18 protein-coding genes are annotated in these 13972 nt (G+C 43.1%); 2 read left to right on the forward strand and 16 right to left on the reverse strand.

The genetic code is table 11. The features are described from left to right. Positions 1-137: 137 nt before the first annotated feature. From Q7Q81_RS02210 to Q7Q81_RS02225, 4 genes are all read right to left on the reverse strand, one after another. Positions 138-890 carry a nucleotidyltransferase domain-containing protein gene (locus Q7Q81_RS02210; RefSeq protein ID WP_304273371.1) on the reverse strand — a complete coding sequence of 251 codons (753 nt, stop codon included), beginning with the start codon at positions 888-890 and terminating at the stop codon, positions 138-140. A 103-nt stretch (positions 891-993) separates the two neighbouring features. Then, positions 994-1797 carry an MBL fold metallo-hydrolase gene (locus Q7Q81_RS02215; protein ID WP_304273372.1) on the reverse strand — a complete coding sequence of 268 codons (804 nt, stop codon included), beginning with the start codon at positions 1795-1797 and terminating at the stop codon, positions 994-996. Positions 1798-1952: 155 nt separating this feature from the next. Further along, positions 1953-2666, reverse strand: coding sequence for a response regulator transcription factor (locus tag Q7Q81_RS02220; RefSeq protein WP_368502102.1), 714 nt, complete (start codon positions 2664-2666; stop codon positions 1953-1955). Next, positions 2656-3714, reverse strand: coding sequence for a sensor histidine kinase (locus tag Q7Q81_RS02225; protein ID WP_304273378.1), 1059 nt, complete (start codon positions 3712-3714; stop codon positions 2656-2658). Before Q7Q81_RS02225 ends, Q7Q81_RS02220 begins: the two co-directional genes overlap by 11 nt. Before the next feature lie 224 nt (positions 3715-3938). Between Q7Q81_RS02225 and Q7Q81_RS02230 the strand changes: the two genes are divergently transcribed. Continuing rightward, positions 3939-5279 carry a TrkH family potassium uptake protein gene (locus Q7Q81_RS02230; RefSeq protein WP_304273381.1) on the forward strand — a complete coding sequence of 447 codons (1341 nt, stop codon included), beginning with the start codon at positions 3939-3941 and terminating at the stop codon, positions 5277-5279. 20 nt (positions 5280-5299) lie between these two features. Beyond that, positions 5300-5947: a potassium channel family protein gene (locus Q7Q81_RS02235; protein WP_304273386.1), complete on the forward strand. Its 648-nt coding sequence runs from the start codon at positions 5300-5302 to the stop codon at positions 5945-5947. Positions 5948-6044: 97 nt separating this feature from the next. Here Q7Q81_RS02235 and Q7Q81_RS02240 read toward each other — a convergent pair whose 3' ends face one another. The 12 genes from Q7Q81_RS02240 to Q7Q81_RS02295 form a co-directional block, all read right to left on the reverse strand. After that, positions 6045-6575, reverse strand: a complete 531-nt coding sequence (locus tag Q7Q81_RS02240; RefSeq protein ID WP_304273389.1) for a TIGR00730 family Rossman fold protein — start codon at positions 6573-6575, stop codon at positions 6045-6047. 156 nt (positions 6576-6731) lie between these two features. Then, on the reverse strand, positions 6732-7463 hold the full coding sequence (locus Q7Q81_RS02245; RefSeq protein WP_304273392.1) for a hypothetical protein: 732 nt from the start codon (positions 7461-7463) through the stop codon (positions 6732-6734). Positions 7464-7686: 223 nt separating this feature from the next. Next, positions 7687-8463 (reverse strand): ZIP family metal transporter, encoded by a 777-nt coding sequence (locus Q7Q81_RS02250; RefSeq protein WP_304273395.1) that lies wholly within the window; start codon positions 8461-8463, stop codon positions 7687-7689. 1225 nt (positions 8464-9688) lie between these two features. Beyond that, on the reverse strand, positions 9689-10138 hold the full coding sequence (locus tag Q7Q81_RS02255; RefSeq protein ID WP_304273398.1) for a DUF7841 family protein: 450 nt from the start codon (positions 10136-10138) through the stop codon (positions 9689-9691). 11 nt (positions 10139-10149) lie between these two features. Next, a complete protein-coding gene (locus tag Q7Q81_RS02260) occupies positions 10150-10575 on the reverse strand; it encodes a hypothetical protein (RefSeq protein WP_304273402.1) in 426 nt (141 codons plus the stop codon). After that, entirely contained in the window at positions 10556-10738 is a 183-nt protein-coding gene (locus Q7Q81_RS02265) for a hypothetical protein (RefSeq protein WP_304259664.1), read from the reverse strand. The genes Q7Q81_RS02260 and Q7Q81_RS02265 overlap by 20 nt, the downstream gene beginning before the upstream one ends. A 73-nt stretch (positions 10739-10811) precedes the next feature. After that, positions 10812-11357 (reverse strand): hypothetical protein, encoded by a 546-nt coding sequence (locus tag Q7Q81_RS02270; RefSeq protein WP_304273404.1) that lies wholly within the window; start codon positions 11355-11357, stop codon positions 10812-10814. Positions 11358-11397: 40 nt separating this feature from the next. After that, the gene (locus Q7Q81_RS02275) at positions 11398-11772 is read right to left on the reverse strand and encodes a hypothetical protein (protein ID WP_304273405.1); all 375 of its coding nucleotides are present in this window, start codon (positions 11770-11772) and stop codon (positions 11398-11400) included. Further along, a complete protein-coding gene (locus Q7Q81_RS02280; RefSeq protein ID WP_304273408.1) occupies positions 11726-12091 on the reverse strand; it encodes a hypothetical protein in 366 nt (121 codons plus the stop codon). Before Q7Q81_RS02280 ends, Q7Q81_RS02275 begins: the two co-directional genes overlap by 47 nt. A 118-nt stretch (positions 12092-12209) precedes the next feature. Further along, complete coding sequence (locus Q7Q81_RS02285) at positions 12210-12449, reverse strand: sigma factor-like helix-turn-helix DNA-binding protein (protein WP_177358224.1); 240 nt, start codon at positions 12447-12449, stop codon at positions 12210-12212. A gap of 228 nt (positions 12450-12677) precedes the next feature. Beyond that, a complete protein-coding gene (locus tag Q7Q81_RS02290) occupies positions 12678-13088 on the reverse strand; it encodes a hypothetical protein (protein WP_177358225.1) in 411 nt (136 codons plus the stop codon). Positions 13089-13382: 294 nt separating this feature from the next. Continuing rightward, on the reverse strand, positions 13383-13964 hold the full coding sequence (locus Q7Q81_RS02295) for a DUF4406 domain-containing protein (RefSeq protein ID WP_304273413.1): 582 nt from the start codon (positions 13962-13964) through the stop codon (positions 13383-13385). Between the last annotated feature and the right edge of the window lie 8 nt (positions 13965-13972).

Consider the following 13972-nt stretch of genomic DNA (forward strand, 5'->3'; position numbering starts at 1 on the left):
CAATTTCTTCCTTTATCAGACTTCCTACACTTGAAAAGTGCGAACATAAAAATATTTTCATCAATATTCTCCTTTATAAATTCCGATATGTTGCTCAATTTCGTATTCAAATTATATCATAAAACTTATGAACAATTCTACCGCAAATACTTCAAAAACAGTGTATTAAGCTCATCATACCCATGTCTGCGTTCCTCAGGCAAGCTCCTGATTTTCTCTTTAAGTCGCGGAATTTCCTCTTCAATAAAAGTATTTATTACATCTGCTTTGGGAATAAATTGCAGCTCGGGCACTTCCATCTTAATGCGCAAAAGCTCCTGCACGGATTCATTAAGATACGCAGGCAAATCGGAGGCCATCAGTTCCGCAAAACGCATCGGTGGCGGAGTGTTAGTCCTAAAAATCCATCTGCAGGCAAGCAGAGGCCGCAAAACATAAAAATATTTTTTAGCTCGCACCATTTCTCCCCGCAGGTACTCCCGATAGTTTCCGTCTGCCATATTCAGGTAATGGTAAAGACCGCTCTTCGTTGAAAAATAGTTTTCCATAAGAGGAATAAATTCATGGCTGAAAGCAGTTTCCCTATAAACAACCGGCGACTTGAACCATTCGAATACCGACGGATTGGAGCGATGCAAAAGCCGTAATGCCTTCTGCAAATCCCAGCCGGTTACATCCAACAAATCGTTGATAGGAAATTCAAGCACATCCCGCGTCTGTTCTAATTTTAAATAATAATTTTTTGGGCGCACATAGATAAAACGCACATCAAAATCGCTGTCCGGTGATTCAAAGCCCCACGCACGGCTGCCGGATTCAACCGCGTGAAGAATCGTAATATTTTCCTGTTGTTCTATCTGCTTTAGCTTTTCAATGATTACTTCCCGCATTGCCACCACACCTCGCCATCAATTATCTTTAACAGTATTTTACAATACGGACTCCAAAAAATCATTGAAAAAAATTTGCGCGTTTATTTTTTCTGTCATTTCTTTACCACTCCAAGGTCAGGCCAACACCGACCTCCTTCACAGTCAGCTCCTTATGCAAAGCAAACTTCGCCGCCAGATTTGTACAATGGCAGGGATAGATATTTCCCTCAACATTTTGCTTCAGATAATCTGCTGTCGCTAAGGTCTGCTGCGAATTACCGCTGAAAAGATGCAAGCCACCGATAATGCTCTTAATCACATTGCAGCCTGTTACCTTTTTGGCATATTCAGCAATATTGCAAATACCTGCATGCGAGCAACCGGTTATTATGTAAATCCCGTCCTTCTTCTTGTAGACCAGCGCCGAATCATCCAGCACATAATCATCATGCCAGCCGTCAGTCAGGCAATGCTCTCCCACAGGCTTTTTATTTTCAAAGTCATTCACTCTGGGAATCTCACCTAAAAACACAAACTGCTCATCAAGCCACAGAGGCTCTTTTGTCAGCTTAAAAATAAACCTTTCCTGAAGATAAGCCTCCGAAACGGGAAGCGAAATACTCAGGCCTTCTGCTCTTTTTGACTCCATAATTCCGAGATGAGCTACAAGCAAAGGCTTTTTATGCAACTTGGGATAAAAAGCCAAACCGCCGGTATGATCATTATGCCCATGCGAAATGATTACAGCATCAAGATTTTCAAGGTCTATCCCCAGCTTTGCGGCATTTTTCAAATACACATCGCTATAACCTGTATCAAAAAGATATTTTTTCTCACCGTTTTCTATATATATACTTAAAGCGGGCTCGGCAAGATAATATTGATCAATGTAGGTGTTGTTATCTGCAAGGACTACCAGTTTCATTAGCATTCTCCTTCTTTTTTATTGTTTTAATTATACCATGCTCGTATAAATCATAACACCTATATTAAAAGAAAGCCCGCCCCTGTACTGTGAAAGCATAAGGACGGATTTTAGTTTATCATGATATTAGCCATCTGTACACTTTCCGGCAAATCTTATTCTTCATCTTCTGCCAGCATACGATAGCCTACACCAAGCTCATTAACGATATAGCGCTTTTCTCCCGGGGTCACACCCATTTTTTTCCTGATATTTTTCATATTTACCTGTAGCTTTTTGACGCTCCCATAATCAGAATAACCCCATACTGCTTGGATTATGGCAGCATAAGTCAGCACCTTTCCCGCATGGATGGAGAGGAAAGTCAAAATATTATATTCCGTCTGTGTCAGTTCGATGTCCTTTCCATCGACCAAAACCTGCCTTTTATCGTAATCAATCATCAAATCTTGAAATTGAAATTTTCCGATGTGATTACCATCGTTTTTCTCACTGTAACGATGACTGCGAAGCACTGCACGGATACGAGCCATCAGTTCCTCAGTTCCAAACGGCTTGGTAATATAATCATTCGCACCAAGGTCCAGAGCCTCCACCTTGTCCATTTCGCTTGAACGGGCAGAAAGAACAATAATGGGAACAGTATCTGTTTCTCTGATATCCCGAATCAAGCTCAAGCCATCACGGTCCGGCAACCCGAGATCCAGAACAATGAGATCCGGATGATAAGAAGCGTACATCATCATGCCGAGCGCACATGTTTCTGCACAGATTACCTGATAATCACTTATTTCCAAGTTGGCTTTGATGAAACTTAGAATATTTGCTTCATCTTCTACAATTAGAATTTTGAATTTATTATTGCTCATCATCGCACCCTCTTGCCAAAGAAAAGCGGAATACAGCACCGCCGCCCTTCCGATTTTCCACAAAAATCTCGCTGCCATGCGCCTTAATAATAGCAGCACAAACCGAAATACCGATGCCCATATTACTGCGCGTTCCGTCTATCGGTGCTGCAGACTTTTTATAGCATCCGGTAAAAATTTTATCCAAAATCTCCTCCGGAATACCGCATCCGTTGTCGGCAACTTCAAATACGGCCTTATCTCCTGCAAGGGAAACCGACAGCTTCAGCTCTGTCATACCTTTCGCATGAAACACAGCATTTTCCAAAAAGTTCAGCAACACCTGCTCGATAAGGATAGAATCCATAGGAATATCCACAAAGTCGGCCGGTATCTGCGTAATCACCTTCTGATTCGGGTGTTTTTTGGCGAATTTCATCAGAACTGAGTCAATCAGCTCATCTAAAACGATTGGCGTTTTCACAATCTTGACCTTTGCTCCGTCGATTCTTGTAACAGCCAACAGGTTTTCAACCATACGGATAAGCCATTCACTATCCTCTTGAATTTCTCCCAACAGCTTTAGCTGCTGTCCTTCCGAAAGTGCATCCTTCTTGGAAATCAGCGTAGAAGCTGAGCCGTATATTGATGTAAGAGGCGTACGCAAATCATGAGAGATTGCCCGCAACAGATTTCCCCGCATCCTCTCCTTTTCGCTTTCTGCCCGCAAATTCTCCTGATCACGTATCCTACTGTTCAACGTACTGGTGGAAACGGCAACAAGCAGCATAATTATAGCGGATAATATACTTTCTTCTACGAAAAAATCCAAAGTATAATAAGGATAAGTAAAGGCAAAATTTACGGCAAATACGCTTAAGAAAGCAGAAATAATACCATAGCAATACCCGTGCGTTTTCAGCGATATCAGAAAAACGCCGAATACAAAAATCATAGGAACTAGCGTTTGCGTTGTAAAGAGCTTCCGAATCAGAAGATTAATGGCAAAAGCGCCGAAAAAAACGCAGACTGAAAACAAAATATCTTCTTTTCGTTGTTGATGCTTCATAATGCTTCTCCTAATTATTTTTACAACTTCATTATACTTCACGAACAAAAGCGCTTCAAGATTTATCACAAGATACTGATGCTCTACGATCGTTTCTTTACCAAATCTACACCGAAAAAATGCTATGATAGGAACAAGCAAAGCAGTGTTCAATATACGGCTTTTACATTGTGTCCGCAACAAGCACAATGAATGTATAAACAGATTAACAAGAAGGTGTAGCTATGTCAGAAGAAATGATTAGCAGAAGATTTCAGCTTTCATCTTTTCAAATTATCATATTAGGTTTTGCGGGAGTAATCCTGCTGGGTGCATTACTGCTGATGCTGCCGATTGCTACGCAGGAAGGCTGCACAACTCCATTTAACGAAGCGCTTTTTACCGCAACCTCCGCAGTTTGTGTAACCGGTCTTGTAATACATGATACCGGCAGCTACTGGTCGGCCTTTGGTCAGACAATCATTCTGACGCTGATACAGATTGGCGGTCTTGGTGTTGTCACTGTAGCGGCATCATTTGCACTTCTGTCCAGGCGAAGAATATCTTTGATGCAGCGCACCACCCTTCAGGACGCAATATCAGCGCCAAATGTAGGCGGTATCGTCCGGCTTACGAAGTTTATCCTGTGGGGAACATTTTTGATTGAACTGATTGGTGCACTTGCCATGCTGCCAGTGTTCTGCCACGACTATGGCTGGCACGGTATTTGGCTGGCAACCTTTCACTCTATTTCGGCCTTCTGCAATGCAGGCTTTGATATTTTGGGAACCGCAAACAATCTGTATCCATCTCTTACCGGTTACACGCAGAATCCTATGATAAATATAACGATTATGCTGCTTATCATAATTGGCGGTATCGGTTTTTTGACCTGGGAGGACATTTGTGAAAACAAGCTGCAGTTCCGACGCTACAGAATGCAAAGTAAAGTAATCCTTATCTCGACGGTTATCCTGATTGTCTTTCCGGCAATTTTTTTCTTCTTTGCTGATTTTGCTGCTCTCCCCATAGAAGCACGGCTTCAGGCTTCCCTGTTCCAGTCGGTTACAACAAGAACAGCGGGCTTCAATACGGTAAATTTATCTGCTATGTCCAGCTCGTCGCAAGGCATTATGATACTTTTGATGCTGATTGGCGGTTCACCGGGCTCAACAGCCGGTGGTATGAAAACGACAACCTTTGCCGTCCTGCTTGCCAACATTGTTGCGACCTATCGCCAACAGGACAGTGCCCATTTTTTTGATCGCAGAGTCGATTACAATGTAATCAAGCTTGCCTCTACTATCCTCACCATGTATATTGCACTATTTTTTTGGGGAGGAATTTTTATCAGTGCCTATGAGGACCTGCCACTGTCATCCTGCTTATATGAAACAGCATCGGCATTGGGAACAGTCGGACTGACGTTGGGAATTACACCGCAGCTGCATGTACCCTCACAACTGATACTGATTTTACTTATGTATCTTGGCAGAGTAGGCAGCCTTACGCTCATGTACGCAGCATTATCCGGCAAAAAAGCAGTTAACTCAAAACTGCCGATGGAAAAAATCACTATTGGCTAAACAAAAGGAGTAGATATCCTATGAAAAATATTTTACTGATCGGAGCAGGTCATTTCGGGCGGCATATCGCTATACAGCTTTCACAATTAGGGCATCAGGTCATGGCAGTTGATACTGATGAGGAAAGAATTAACGATGTACTGCCGTTTGTCACCAAAGCACAAATCGGTGACAGCACCAATGCAGAGTTTTTACGTGCTCTCGGCATCGGAAATTTTGACGTTTGCTTCGTAACTATCAGCGGTAATTTTCAAAACTCGCTGGAAACTACTTCTCTTTTAAAAGAACTGGGAGCAAAATGTGTAGTATCTCGTGCTGAACGCGATGTCCAGGCAAAGTTTCTGCTTCGTAACGGTGCAGACAATGTAGTCTATCCTGAAAAGCAGATGGCTGTATGGGCAGCCAAACGCTACACTGCAGACCACATTTTCGATTATATAGAGATTGACAAGCAGCACGCTATTTTTGAAGTAGAGGTGCCCAAAGCATGGGTTGGTAAAAGCATCGGTATGTTGGATGTCCGCAAAAAGTTTGGCATTAATATTCTTGGCATAAAGCACTTGGGAAAAACTGACGTCTCAATTACGCCCGATACCATATTATCCGACGATATAACAATGCTGGCATTAGGCGAGTATAATGCACTGCAAAAGTGTTTCCGGATATGAATAATATTGCTTAAACGCAGAATATTTAAGGCAGCAAAAAGGCTGACGCCTTGCGTAAATGCACAGCGTCAGCCTTTTTATATTCTCATCAACTCTTTTATTTCAATAATACCTTAATTTTTTCCAAGCTTTCCGCAAAATATACGCCCTGCTGCTTTTCCTCTGAAGAAAAACCTTTAAGAATCATCTGCTGCAAAAAATGCTTCACATCATCATAATAACCATCAAGATTATAATAGATACACGGTGCCTGCAGCTGTCCCAGTGACAGCTTGGACATAATCTCACTGACCTCCTCCAGCGTTCCCACGCCTCCGGGAAAAGCAATAAAGGCATCGCCAAGCTCAATCATCTTCGTCTTGCGCTCTGCCATATCTTTGGTAACTATCAGCTGCGTCAGTCCCTCATATTGATAGTCTTCATCTATAAAAAATTGCGGCTCCACGCCAATAACCTTACCGCCTGCCTGCAGAACGCTTTGTGCCAGCTCTCCCATCAAGCCTGTCTTGGAACCGCCATAAACCAATGTATTACCGCTCGCACCAATCCAGGTGCCAAGCTCTTTAACTGCAGCCTCAAATTTAGGATCATTGCCTGTCGACGAGGCAAGATATACTGTTATATTCATGTTAAGACCTCCGAGTATTGTTTAATCTAGTCTACCACCATAAAAATACCCGTGCAAGCAATAAGGAATATTTTTTCTATATAACTTGATGCTGTCATATTAAAAAGCTGATACCCGGCAAGTCTCGCGACCTGCCGTAGTATCAGCTTTTTCTACTTATGAACGTGCACCTAACCATTCAACTCTAAAATATAATCCTCTTGTTTCTCCAGGCAGCGAAGCTCCTGTCTTATCAAAAGATAATAATTCATACAGGTCAGCAAAATTATAAGGATAATTATTATCACCATAAACTTTAAAAGGTTTATCCTCATCTGAAAAGTAAATCTCTAAGCTCCAATCACTACCATCTATAACAGTATAGCCAAAGCGTTTCACATTATACTTAGGCCGCCACTCTCCTATGTTTAGGCCTTTTATTGATTGTAAAAACAATTCTCTGGAAATCGGCAGTTGATGCCTGCAAGTCTTTCCGGATGGATAAGAGTAGAAGGGATTGTTTATTTTCAAATATGTTCTCTCGCCCCTAAACCTCACTGTTCTAATTTCAAGACCTAAATTAAAGCTATCAATATTTAAAACTATTTTGTCAATCAAAGGAATCCTTGCAGCAAAATCAGCAGCTTTCTTCTCTGCTTTTGTAGGCTCATATACGCCACCTGCCTCAGCATACGCTTCTTTAGCTCGATTAAGATATGCACGCGTTGCGCATATCTGCATTTTTTCATTAGGCCAACAACTTTCCTCTTTGTTATACTTAGGGCTTTCCATCTTACTTTTCAAACTCGCCATTGTTTTTCTTAGATTTTCTATCTCCCGCATAATTTCCGGCAAGCTTTTCCCCTTCAGATACCAATCATAATAGTCATCTACAGTAAGCATCATCATCAAGCACCGCCTTTTCCTTAAAATCTGCTTTTGCTAGTATCCGTAAATTCAATTTTCTATGGTTATCAGCAGGATTTTTCCTCAGGTACAAGTATATTATAAACCATGAGTACGTCAGAATCTGTCTATCTGCAAAAGAAGATGTTAGGCATGCCAGATAAACTGTTTAACTAAAGAGAGATTACTGTGAAGCAGCACCATTCTGATATACCGAAATTGTTCTCTACCCTAACGCAACATCCAGCACCATCATAACACTAAATCCCACGGCAAAGAAAATCGTGCCGATATTGGAATGCTCTCCCTGCGACATTTCAGGAATCAGCTCCTCTACAACAACATAAAGCATCGCACCGGCAGCAAAGCTCAAAAGATACGGCAGGACCGGTATTACAAGCTGAGCAGCAAGTATCGTCAGCACTGCACCGACTGGTTCCACAACACCGGAAAGCACACCGCCCCAAAACGCTCTGTTCTTAGTCTCTCCCTCTGCGCGAAGCGGCATAGAAATAATCGCACCCTCCGGAAAGTTTTGAATAGCAATACCGATGGACAAGGCAAGCGCCCCTGCTGCCGTAATTGGCGTATTCCCCGCCAGAAAGCCGGCATACATAACACCAACTGCCATTCCCTCAGGTATATTGTGCAGCGTGACTGCCAAAACCATCATCGCAGTGCGGCTCAAATTGCTTTTGGGGCCTTCCGTCTGTTCACTTCCCACATGCAGATGGGGAATCAAGTGGTCAAGCATGAGTAAAAATAATATACCAATCCAAAAGCCGATAAACGCAGGGAGAAAGGACAGCCTTCCCATGCTTTCGGATTGCTCGATAGCAGGAATCAGCAGGCTCCAGATAGACGCTGCAACCATTACACCGGCAGCAAAGCCCGCAAGCGAGCGCTGCACCATATCGCTAAGCGATTTTTTCATAAAGAACACACACGCCGAACCGAGTGTTGTTCCGATAAATGGAATAAGAATTCCCATGAAAGTCTCCATTACTTCACCATCCTTATATAAAAGTTTATTTCGTTAATTTAATTATACTACAATGGTAGGAATTATGATACCTAAAACGAAGATTTCTTTGTGGTTATATCACCTACTTTTATGCGGCGGAGTTAATACTGCATGTGAAATCAGCAACAGCAACAAACTGCAGGAAGCATATTCGAACTAAAGGACTTAATCAATCCCCCTCATACCAAGCAGCAAGAAATCAACGCGCACCTTTTTTTCCACGATTACTTCATTATTATATGTTATACTTTGTTCATCGGTTGAACACCGACATGCTCCTTGAAAATTGTTTTGACAAATATATCGTATAACTCGGTGCACTAAAGGGTTATCAACCCCTCCGAGAATACCGGAAGCTGTGACCAGGCTGCCTGCGGGATACTGCGGCAGTGAGGTTTCTGTTGCTCCGTGAGGACTGACAGAGAAGCCCAAAAGGCAACACAGAACGGTATGTGCGGATCTTGGTGCCGATTAAAGCACAAAGGATTCTGGCAGCGACAATAGACGCTAGCTCGAAAGGCTAGAAAAATCCGTGAAACCTGCAGCAGGGATGCTGCAGCGAACTTAGCGGAAACTCCGAAGCAAGCTGTTGGTAGTGAAGCGGAGAAATCCGTGTATAACAGAATTCTGAGGTAAAAGTAGCTCAATGCCAAAAGTTATTCTGGTCTTGAAAACCAGAGATAGAAAACATTTTTCTGAAAGATGGGTGAAATTTGTGGGTAACCATTCCCGCGGCAGGCAAAAGGGGCAGGAAGCTCAGGGTCGCTCCCGAAGGCTCAGACCTGTCTTCTGCGTGGCTGAATAAATCGGAAACCGTAGATTACGTAAGGCGAAGGTCTATATGATATATTTGTCAAAGCGGTTTGTCAAGTGGGCATAACAAAAGGCAGCTATCAGCAAGCTTCATGCATGTGTAATAGCTGCTTTTTTTGTTGGCACGAAAAACTTTAAACAGAATATCATTATACAATGAGCATTTAAATTTAAACACAAAAAAACTGATTGACTTCTGCAAGTTCAATCAGCATTTTCATTCTATATATTGTTCCAACATAATTTATGTTGGTGCCGCGGACTCGGACACAGCCGAGCGCATATAATTTTAGTATATCAATAGATACTAAAGCTGCATAAATACTAATCGTTCATATAGCGCTTATTTTACAAAAGGCTGCCACATTATCGTGTCAGTCTTTTTTTGTTATTATACTATCTGCGCTAACCACATGTCAAGCACTTTGCCTTCCGACGCGTCTGGATCGTTCATGTAAGCTTTTGCTACACGGATATACATATTAATGTCATTACCGTAAATTTCGGAGTAGTCGGAGTGCAACATATTCATAACGTAATACCAATCAGCTTTATGTTTGATTCCCTGTTGCTCTGCAAGTTGACTAGTCTGCTCATATGTCCAGTACTCGCCGTGCGTGCCGTCCACATTCTTCATCTTTGCAACAGCCTTTTTCGCCAAGCACTCGTCAAAGTGTGGACCGTATACAGCGCAGTGCATCTTATACATGGTGTCCCAGTAAAGCCGTGGGCAGTGCATCCGCAGTTCGTCCAGTGCGTCGCAGACAATATCCGTCAGCTCCTGCTCTTTAACGTCGCTGCCCTGCGCCTCTTCCAAGTAATCTTTAAACCTCTTGTGCATGATAGTTCACCTCACGCCATCTTTGTAACTACCATAGTTGCGCTAACCACAGTACCTGCTACATCAATCTGCGCACTGATTGTAGCGGGAACGCCGCAGCACGGAATATAAATATCGGCCGCAGTCGTCAAGCTTACGGCGCTGCCGACCGCAGTTGCTGCCGCAGCAGGATTCTTGCCGGGGATAACAACGCCGCCTTTCAGCAGATTCATTGTAACCAGTCCTGCCGCCGTCGGCTCAACCGTGGCTTGCAGGTCAACGTGATACAGTCCAGGTTGCTTTAAGGTTACAACCTTGCCTGTAGAATAGTCGATACTCACACCAGTATTGGTATTGATAATATCAAAATTGATAAGGCCATCAGCTAAAACTGCTTGATTAGTAGCAGCCACATCAAGGCTAGATTTATAATGACAGTTATTCGGATTCTTTAACATCTTCGTTCCCTTCTTTCTTTTCCTTAGTTCCAACGACTTGATACTTCGTTTTTGCCGTGTGTAGTACGTTTCGTACTACTTGCTGGCCATCTGCGGTAAAGCCTAGCCAGCCTATGCCTATACCAATAAGCAAACTAACAAGATTAGATTCGTCTCGTTTCATATCGCTATACCTCCGCACGTATAAGAAAAAGGGGACAGATTACTCCGTCCCCTGTGCCGCCGTTAGGACGGAATTACATAGCAGTCTGGCAGCCCTGCAACTGAGCAAGACTTTGCACGCCAAGGCCGTTCAAAACAGCCTGCGGCGGGCAACATACACCAACACCGGTAACTTCCGGCTTCTTCAGCATCTGGCAATTAATATTGCCGATAGCTGCTGCAAGAGCGTTCAGTTTAGCATCCAGGTTAGCTGCAAGAGTCATGCGCTCAATGGTAGCATCCTTCTGCATGAGCTTCAGATTAGATTCGTTCTGCATAGCCAGTGCGTTAATTTTCAAATCAAAGATTTTCTCGCCCTGTTGTGCATCCCACTGTGCCCTCATCTGTGCGCTCAGTGCGTCGCGAGTATTGCGCGATTCGTCAATAATGCGGTAGTTCGTCTCCGCCGCGCTAACCAAGCCTTGACGTTCCACCTGGCAATTCGTAACTGCGGCGCAGCCATAACCCGGATAGCGGTCGCGGCCGTCACGCACGAACCAGGCAAAAGCAGCAATGATGATAACGAAGAAAATAACGATACCCCAGCCGCTGAAATTAGAAATAGTCATATTTTCGTTCATGGTACTTATCTCCTTTCCTTGAACGTTTTATTACCTCAGCTCATTTGAGCTGTTGCAATCCTTTACGGAGCGCATCCATTTGCGCATCTAAGCTACTAGCCTGCTGCTGTTGTCGTGGCGGCAACGCATTAAATGCAGCGCCCGTCGCACCACGCAGGCTGTTAATGTCTTTCCTCATCTTATCAAGGTTGATACCCATAGCCTGAGCCGCTACGCTGGCGATTGGGTTATTCAAATAGCCTGCGGCCTTATCAAGAATATCAGCGCCGATATTCTTCTCTGCCAGAACGCGCATAGCGTCCTCTCTGCTGCTAACTCCTTGCGCCGCTACACTAGCTACCTCCCACGCCTTTTCAAGTGCTGTCTGCTTATCCGGCGGCAGATTCAACCACTTCGCTATTGTTCCTACGTTCATTTTTTAGTGCCTCCACTTCAGACTTTAATTCCTTCACGACAGCCAACATATTAGCCATCATCTGTGCTTGTTCAGCCTGCAATTCCGCGGGCGTTTTTTCTTTTTGGATAACGCCAACTTCCACAAGCTTGTCATAATACTGCTGACACATTGCTTTCAGTTCGTTATAGGCTTGCAGACTCACGCCAACCTGCACGCGGTTACTATTGCCAAAGCCAAAGCCGTTAAGCTGGTAGATGTTCTGCCCTTCGAGCTGTGCCAAGAATTGCTGTGGTTGCTGCACGTTGATGCTTGTAGTTTTTTGTTCCATGATATTCATAGCCGCTCACTCCTTATGATTTTATTATAAGGCAGCGGAGGAAAAATGTTCCCTTGATATTCCCTATGCTTTCCCTATTTTCGGCAAGTAAAAAGCCGCCCTGAAACAGGGCGGCTGATTAGAGGGATTTTAAAACATTTGTAATGCTTTTATAAGCACGGTTTAATTCCTTTTCTATTGTCTTGTCAGATACATTCAGCTCTGCTGCTATCTGGTAATTGGTCAAACCTTTTACAAATTTCAGCTCACAAACTTGCATCTGACGCGGCGTAATTTTTGCTTCGTGGAGAACCGCACTGAAAGAACGTCGCGTTGAACAGTTCAGCCATTCGCGCGTCTTTCGTAGCATCTCATTCATGCTGTTATCACCTACTCAGAAATATGTACCCAAGCAACGCAACTGTGGTCAATACCCAGCCTGCTGCCATAATATAAATTGTTCTAAGATAGCCGGTCAGCAACATCGTTACTAGACCGGCGGGGACCAGTTCCTTTTCTTCCATCATTTCACCATCCGTATTTTTATTTCACAGCTGCATAAACAACTGCGAAGATTACGCAACCAGCATATAAGTTCCGCTGGTGCTTAACCCTCTTTGCCTTCTGGCGTTCCGATTCCATTTGCAGCTTCAACTTCTCGTATAAGTTCTCGCTGCGCTTCAACGATTCCTTTGCATTCACTAATGAGCGCTTGGAGTTCGTCAGTGCTTCTTGCGTTAGAGCGAGCTGTTTCTTCGCTTCGCTTAATTGCGTCAGCAGTTCTGTTGACGTGTTTTTCTGCTGTTTCAATTTCTCGTCTGCTAGATTCAATTTCGCTTCCAGCAGATTTGTTTGATTTTTGAATTGATTCCACTGTTCGATTGACAGCGTTATTTGCTTGGGTGCCGCTTCCGCCGTGCCAACGCCAGTACACGTCATTACAGATAAGCAAAAGACCAGCAACAATAAGACTAATCTTAACAGCTTTATCAATCTTACGTCTTGTTTCATCTTTCATTATTACCTCATATAAATACCTGTATTTGCAAAACATTATAAATCGTGTCAGACGCACAAACTTCGCCTACAAGCGGCTTTAGCTCGCCGTAGGATAAATCATAAGCGGCACTAATTTTAAAACGCTCATAGGCGAAGTATTTTTGCGCGAATTTACGCCTTCTTGTAGTTAAATATTCAGATTAGAGAGCAAAGTAATGATGCAGCGCACCAAGTATAAAACCTGCAACCAAACCAACAACAAATTTCTTGTCAATAACAAATGCTTTCAGTTCTTCCATTGTATCACCTCCTATTATTTCAAGTTTTCTGAGGTCCCGGTAACTACCACTCCTAAAACAATTTGCTTTGTACAATCACGCAAAACATCTTGTGTAACACTCTCAGGAGTTTCAACATATGCCGCTTCAAAAACATTTTTCGGAGACCATGTGACATAGCCGTCGGGATAAGCAACCTTATAGCCATCTTCACCAACTTTATGAGTGCCCATTTCTTTCCATGCTTTGCAGGGTTCAGCTTCTACACATTTGCAACCAATATACTTTTTCATTCTTTTTTCCTCTTTTGATTCTGCGTATTCGTCCACAATTTCAATATTATAAGCAGCTGCACATTCATGTTCGATTTTGCAGCCACGAGCTTTGTCCCAGCCGTTAGCAAAAAACGCAATATCAGCGTCGGCCAACATTCTGATAGATTCGGCCATATACTTTAAAGGATGCGTACCTTCTTCAAAATCAAAGAAAGTTTTCAGCACCTCAAATTCTTCATTTGGGAATTTCTCTTTCATTAACTTGATTGCTTCTTTTCTTACTTCTACAATCTCTTCAAAGGTTTTCCCATTCATAGGGCAAGAGACAAATAACTTTTTCATTTTGATTT

Source organism: Phascolarctobacterium succinatutens (assembly GCF_958453765.1).
In the GTDB taxonomy this organism is placed as follows: domain Bacteria; phylum Bacillota; class Negativicutes; order Acidaminococcales; family Acidaminococcaceae; genus Phascolarctobacterium_A; species Phascolarctobacterium_A succinatutens_B.

Bases quoted from the DNA above. Each gene is read 5' to 3' on its own strand.
- Q7Q81_RS02210 (WP_304273371.1), bottom strand. From the start codon at position 890: ATGCGGGAAGTAATCATTGAAAAGCTAAAGCAGATAGAACAACAGGAA.
- Q7Q81_RS02215 (WP_304273372.1), bottom strand. From the start codon at position 1,797: ATGAAACTGGTAGTCCTTGCAGATAACAACACCTACATTGATCAATAT.
- Q7Q81_RS02220 (WP_368502102.1), bottom strand. From the start codon at position 2,666: ATGAGCAATAATAAATTCAAAATTCTAATTGTAGAAGATGAAGCAAAT.
- Q7Q81_RS02225 (WP_304273378.1), bottom strand. From the start codon at position 3,714: ATGAAGCATCAACAACGAAAAGAAGATATTTTGTTTTCAGTCTGCGTT.
- Q7Q81_RS02230 (WP_304273381.1), top strand. From the start codon at position 3,939: ATGTCAGAAGAAATGATTAGCAGAAGATTTCAGCTTTCATCTTTTCAA.
- Q7Q81_RS02235 (WP_304273386.1), top strand. From the start codon at position 5,300: ATGAAAAATATTTTACTGATCGGAGCAGGTCATTTCGGGCGGCATATC.
- Q7Q81_RS02240 (WP_304273389.1), bottom strand. From the start codon at position 6,575: ATGAATATAACAGTATATCTTGCCTCGTCGACAGGCAATGATCCTAAA.
- Q7Q81_RS02245 (WP_304273392.1), bottom strand. From the start codon at position 7,463: ATGATGATGCTTACTGTAGATGACTATTATGATTGGTATCTGAAGGGG.
- Q7Q81_RS02250 (WP_304273395.1), bottom strand. From the start codon at position 8,463: ATGGAGACTTTCATGGGAATTCTTATTCCATTTATCGGAACAACACTC.
- Q7Q81_RS02255 (WP_304273398.1), bottom strand. From the start codon at position 10,138: ATGCACAAGAGGTTTAAAGATTACTTGGAAGAGGCGCAGGGCAGCGAC.
- Q7Q81_RS02260 (WP_304273402.1), bottom strand. From the start codon at position 10,575: ATGTTAAAGAATCCGAATAACTGTCATTATAAATCTAGCCTTGATGTG.
- Q7Q81_RS02265 (WP_304259664.1), bottom strand. From the start codon at position 10,738: ATGAAACGAGACGAATCTAATCTTGTTAGTTTGCTTATTGGTATAGGC.
- Q7Q81_RS02270 (WP_304273404.1), bottom strand. From the start codon at position 11,357: ATGAACGAAAATATGACTATTTCTAATTTCAGCGGCTGGGGTATCGTT.
- Q7Q81_RS02275 (WP_304273405.1), bottom strand. From the start codon at position 11,772: ATGAACGTAGGAACAATAGCGAAGTGGTTGAATCTGCCGCCGGATAAG.
- Q7Q81_RS02280 (WP_304273408.1), bottom strand. From the start codon at position 12,091: ATGAATATCATGGAACAAAAAACTACAAGCATCAACGTGCAGCAACCA.
- Q7Q81_RS02285 (WP_177358224.1), bottom strand. From the start codon at position 12,449: ATGAATGAGATGCTACGAAAGACGCGCGAATGGCTGAACTGTTCAACG.
- Q7Q81_RS02290 (WP_177358225.1), bottom strand. From the start codon at position 13,088: ATGAAAGATGAAACAAGACGTAAGATTGATAAAGCTGTTAAGATTAGT.
- Q7Q81_RS02295 (WP_304273413.1), bottom strand. From the start codon at position 13,964: ATGAAAAAGTTATTTGTCTCTTGCCCTATGAATGGGAAAACCTTTGAA.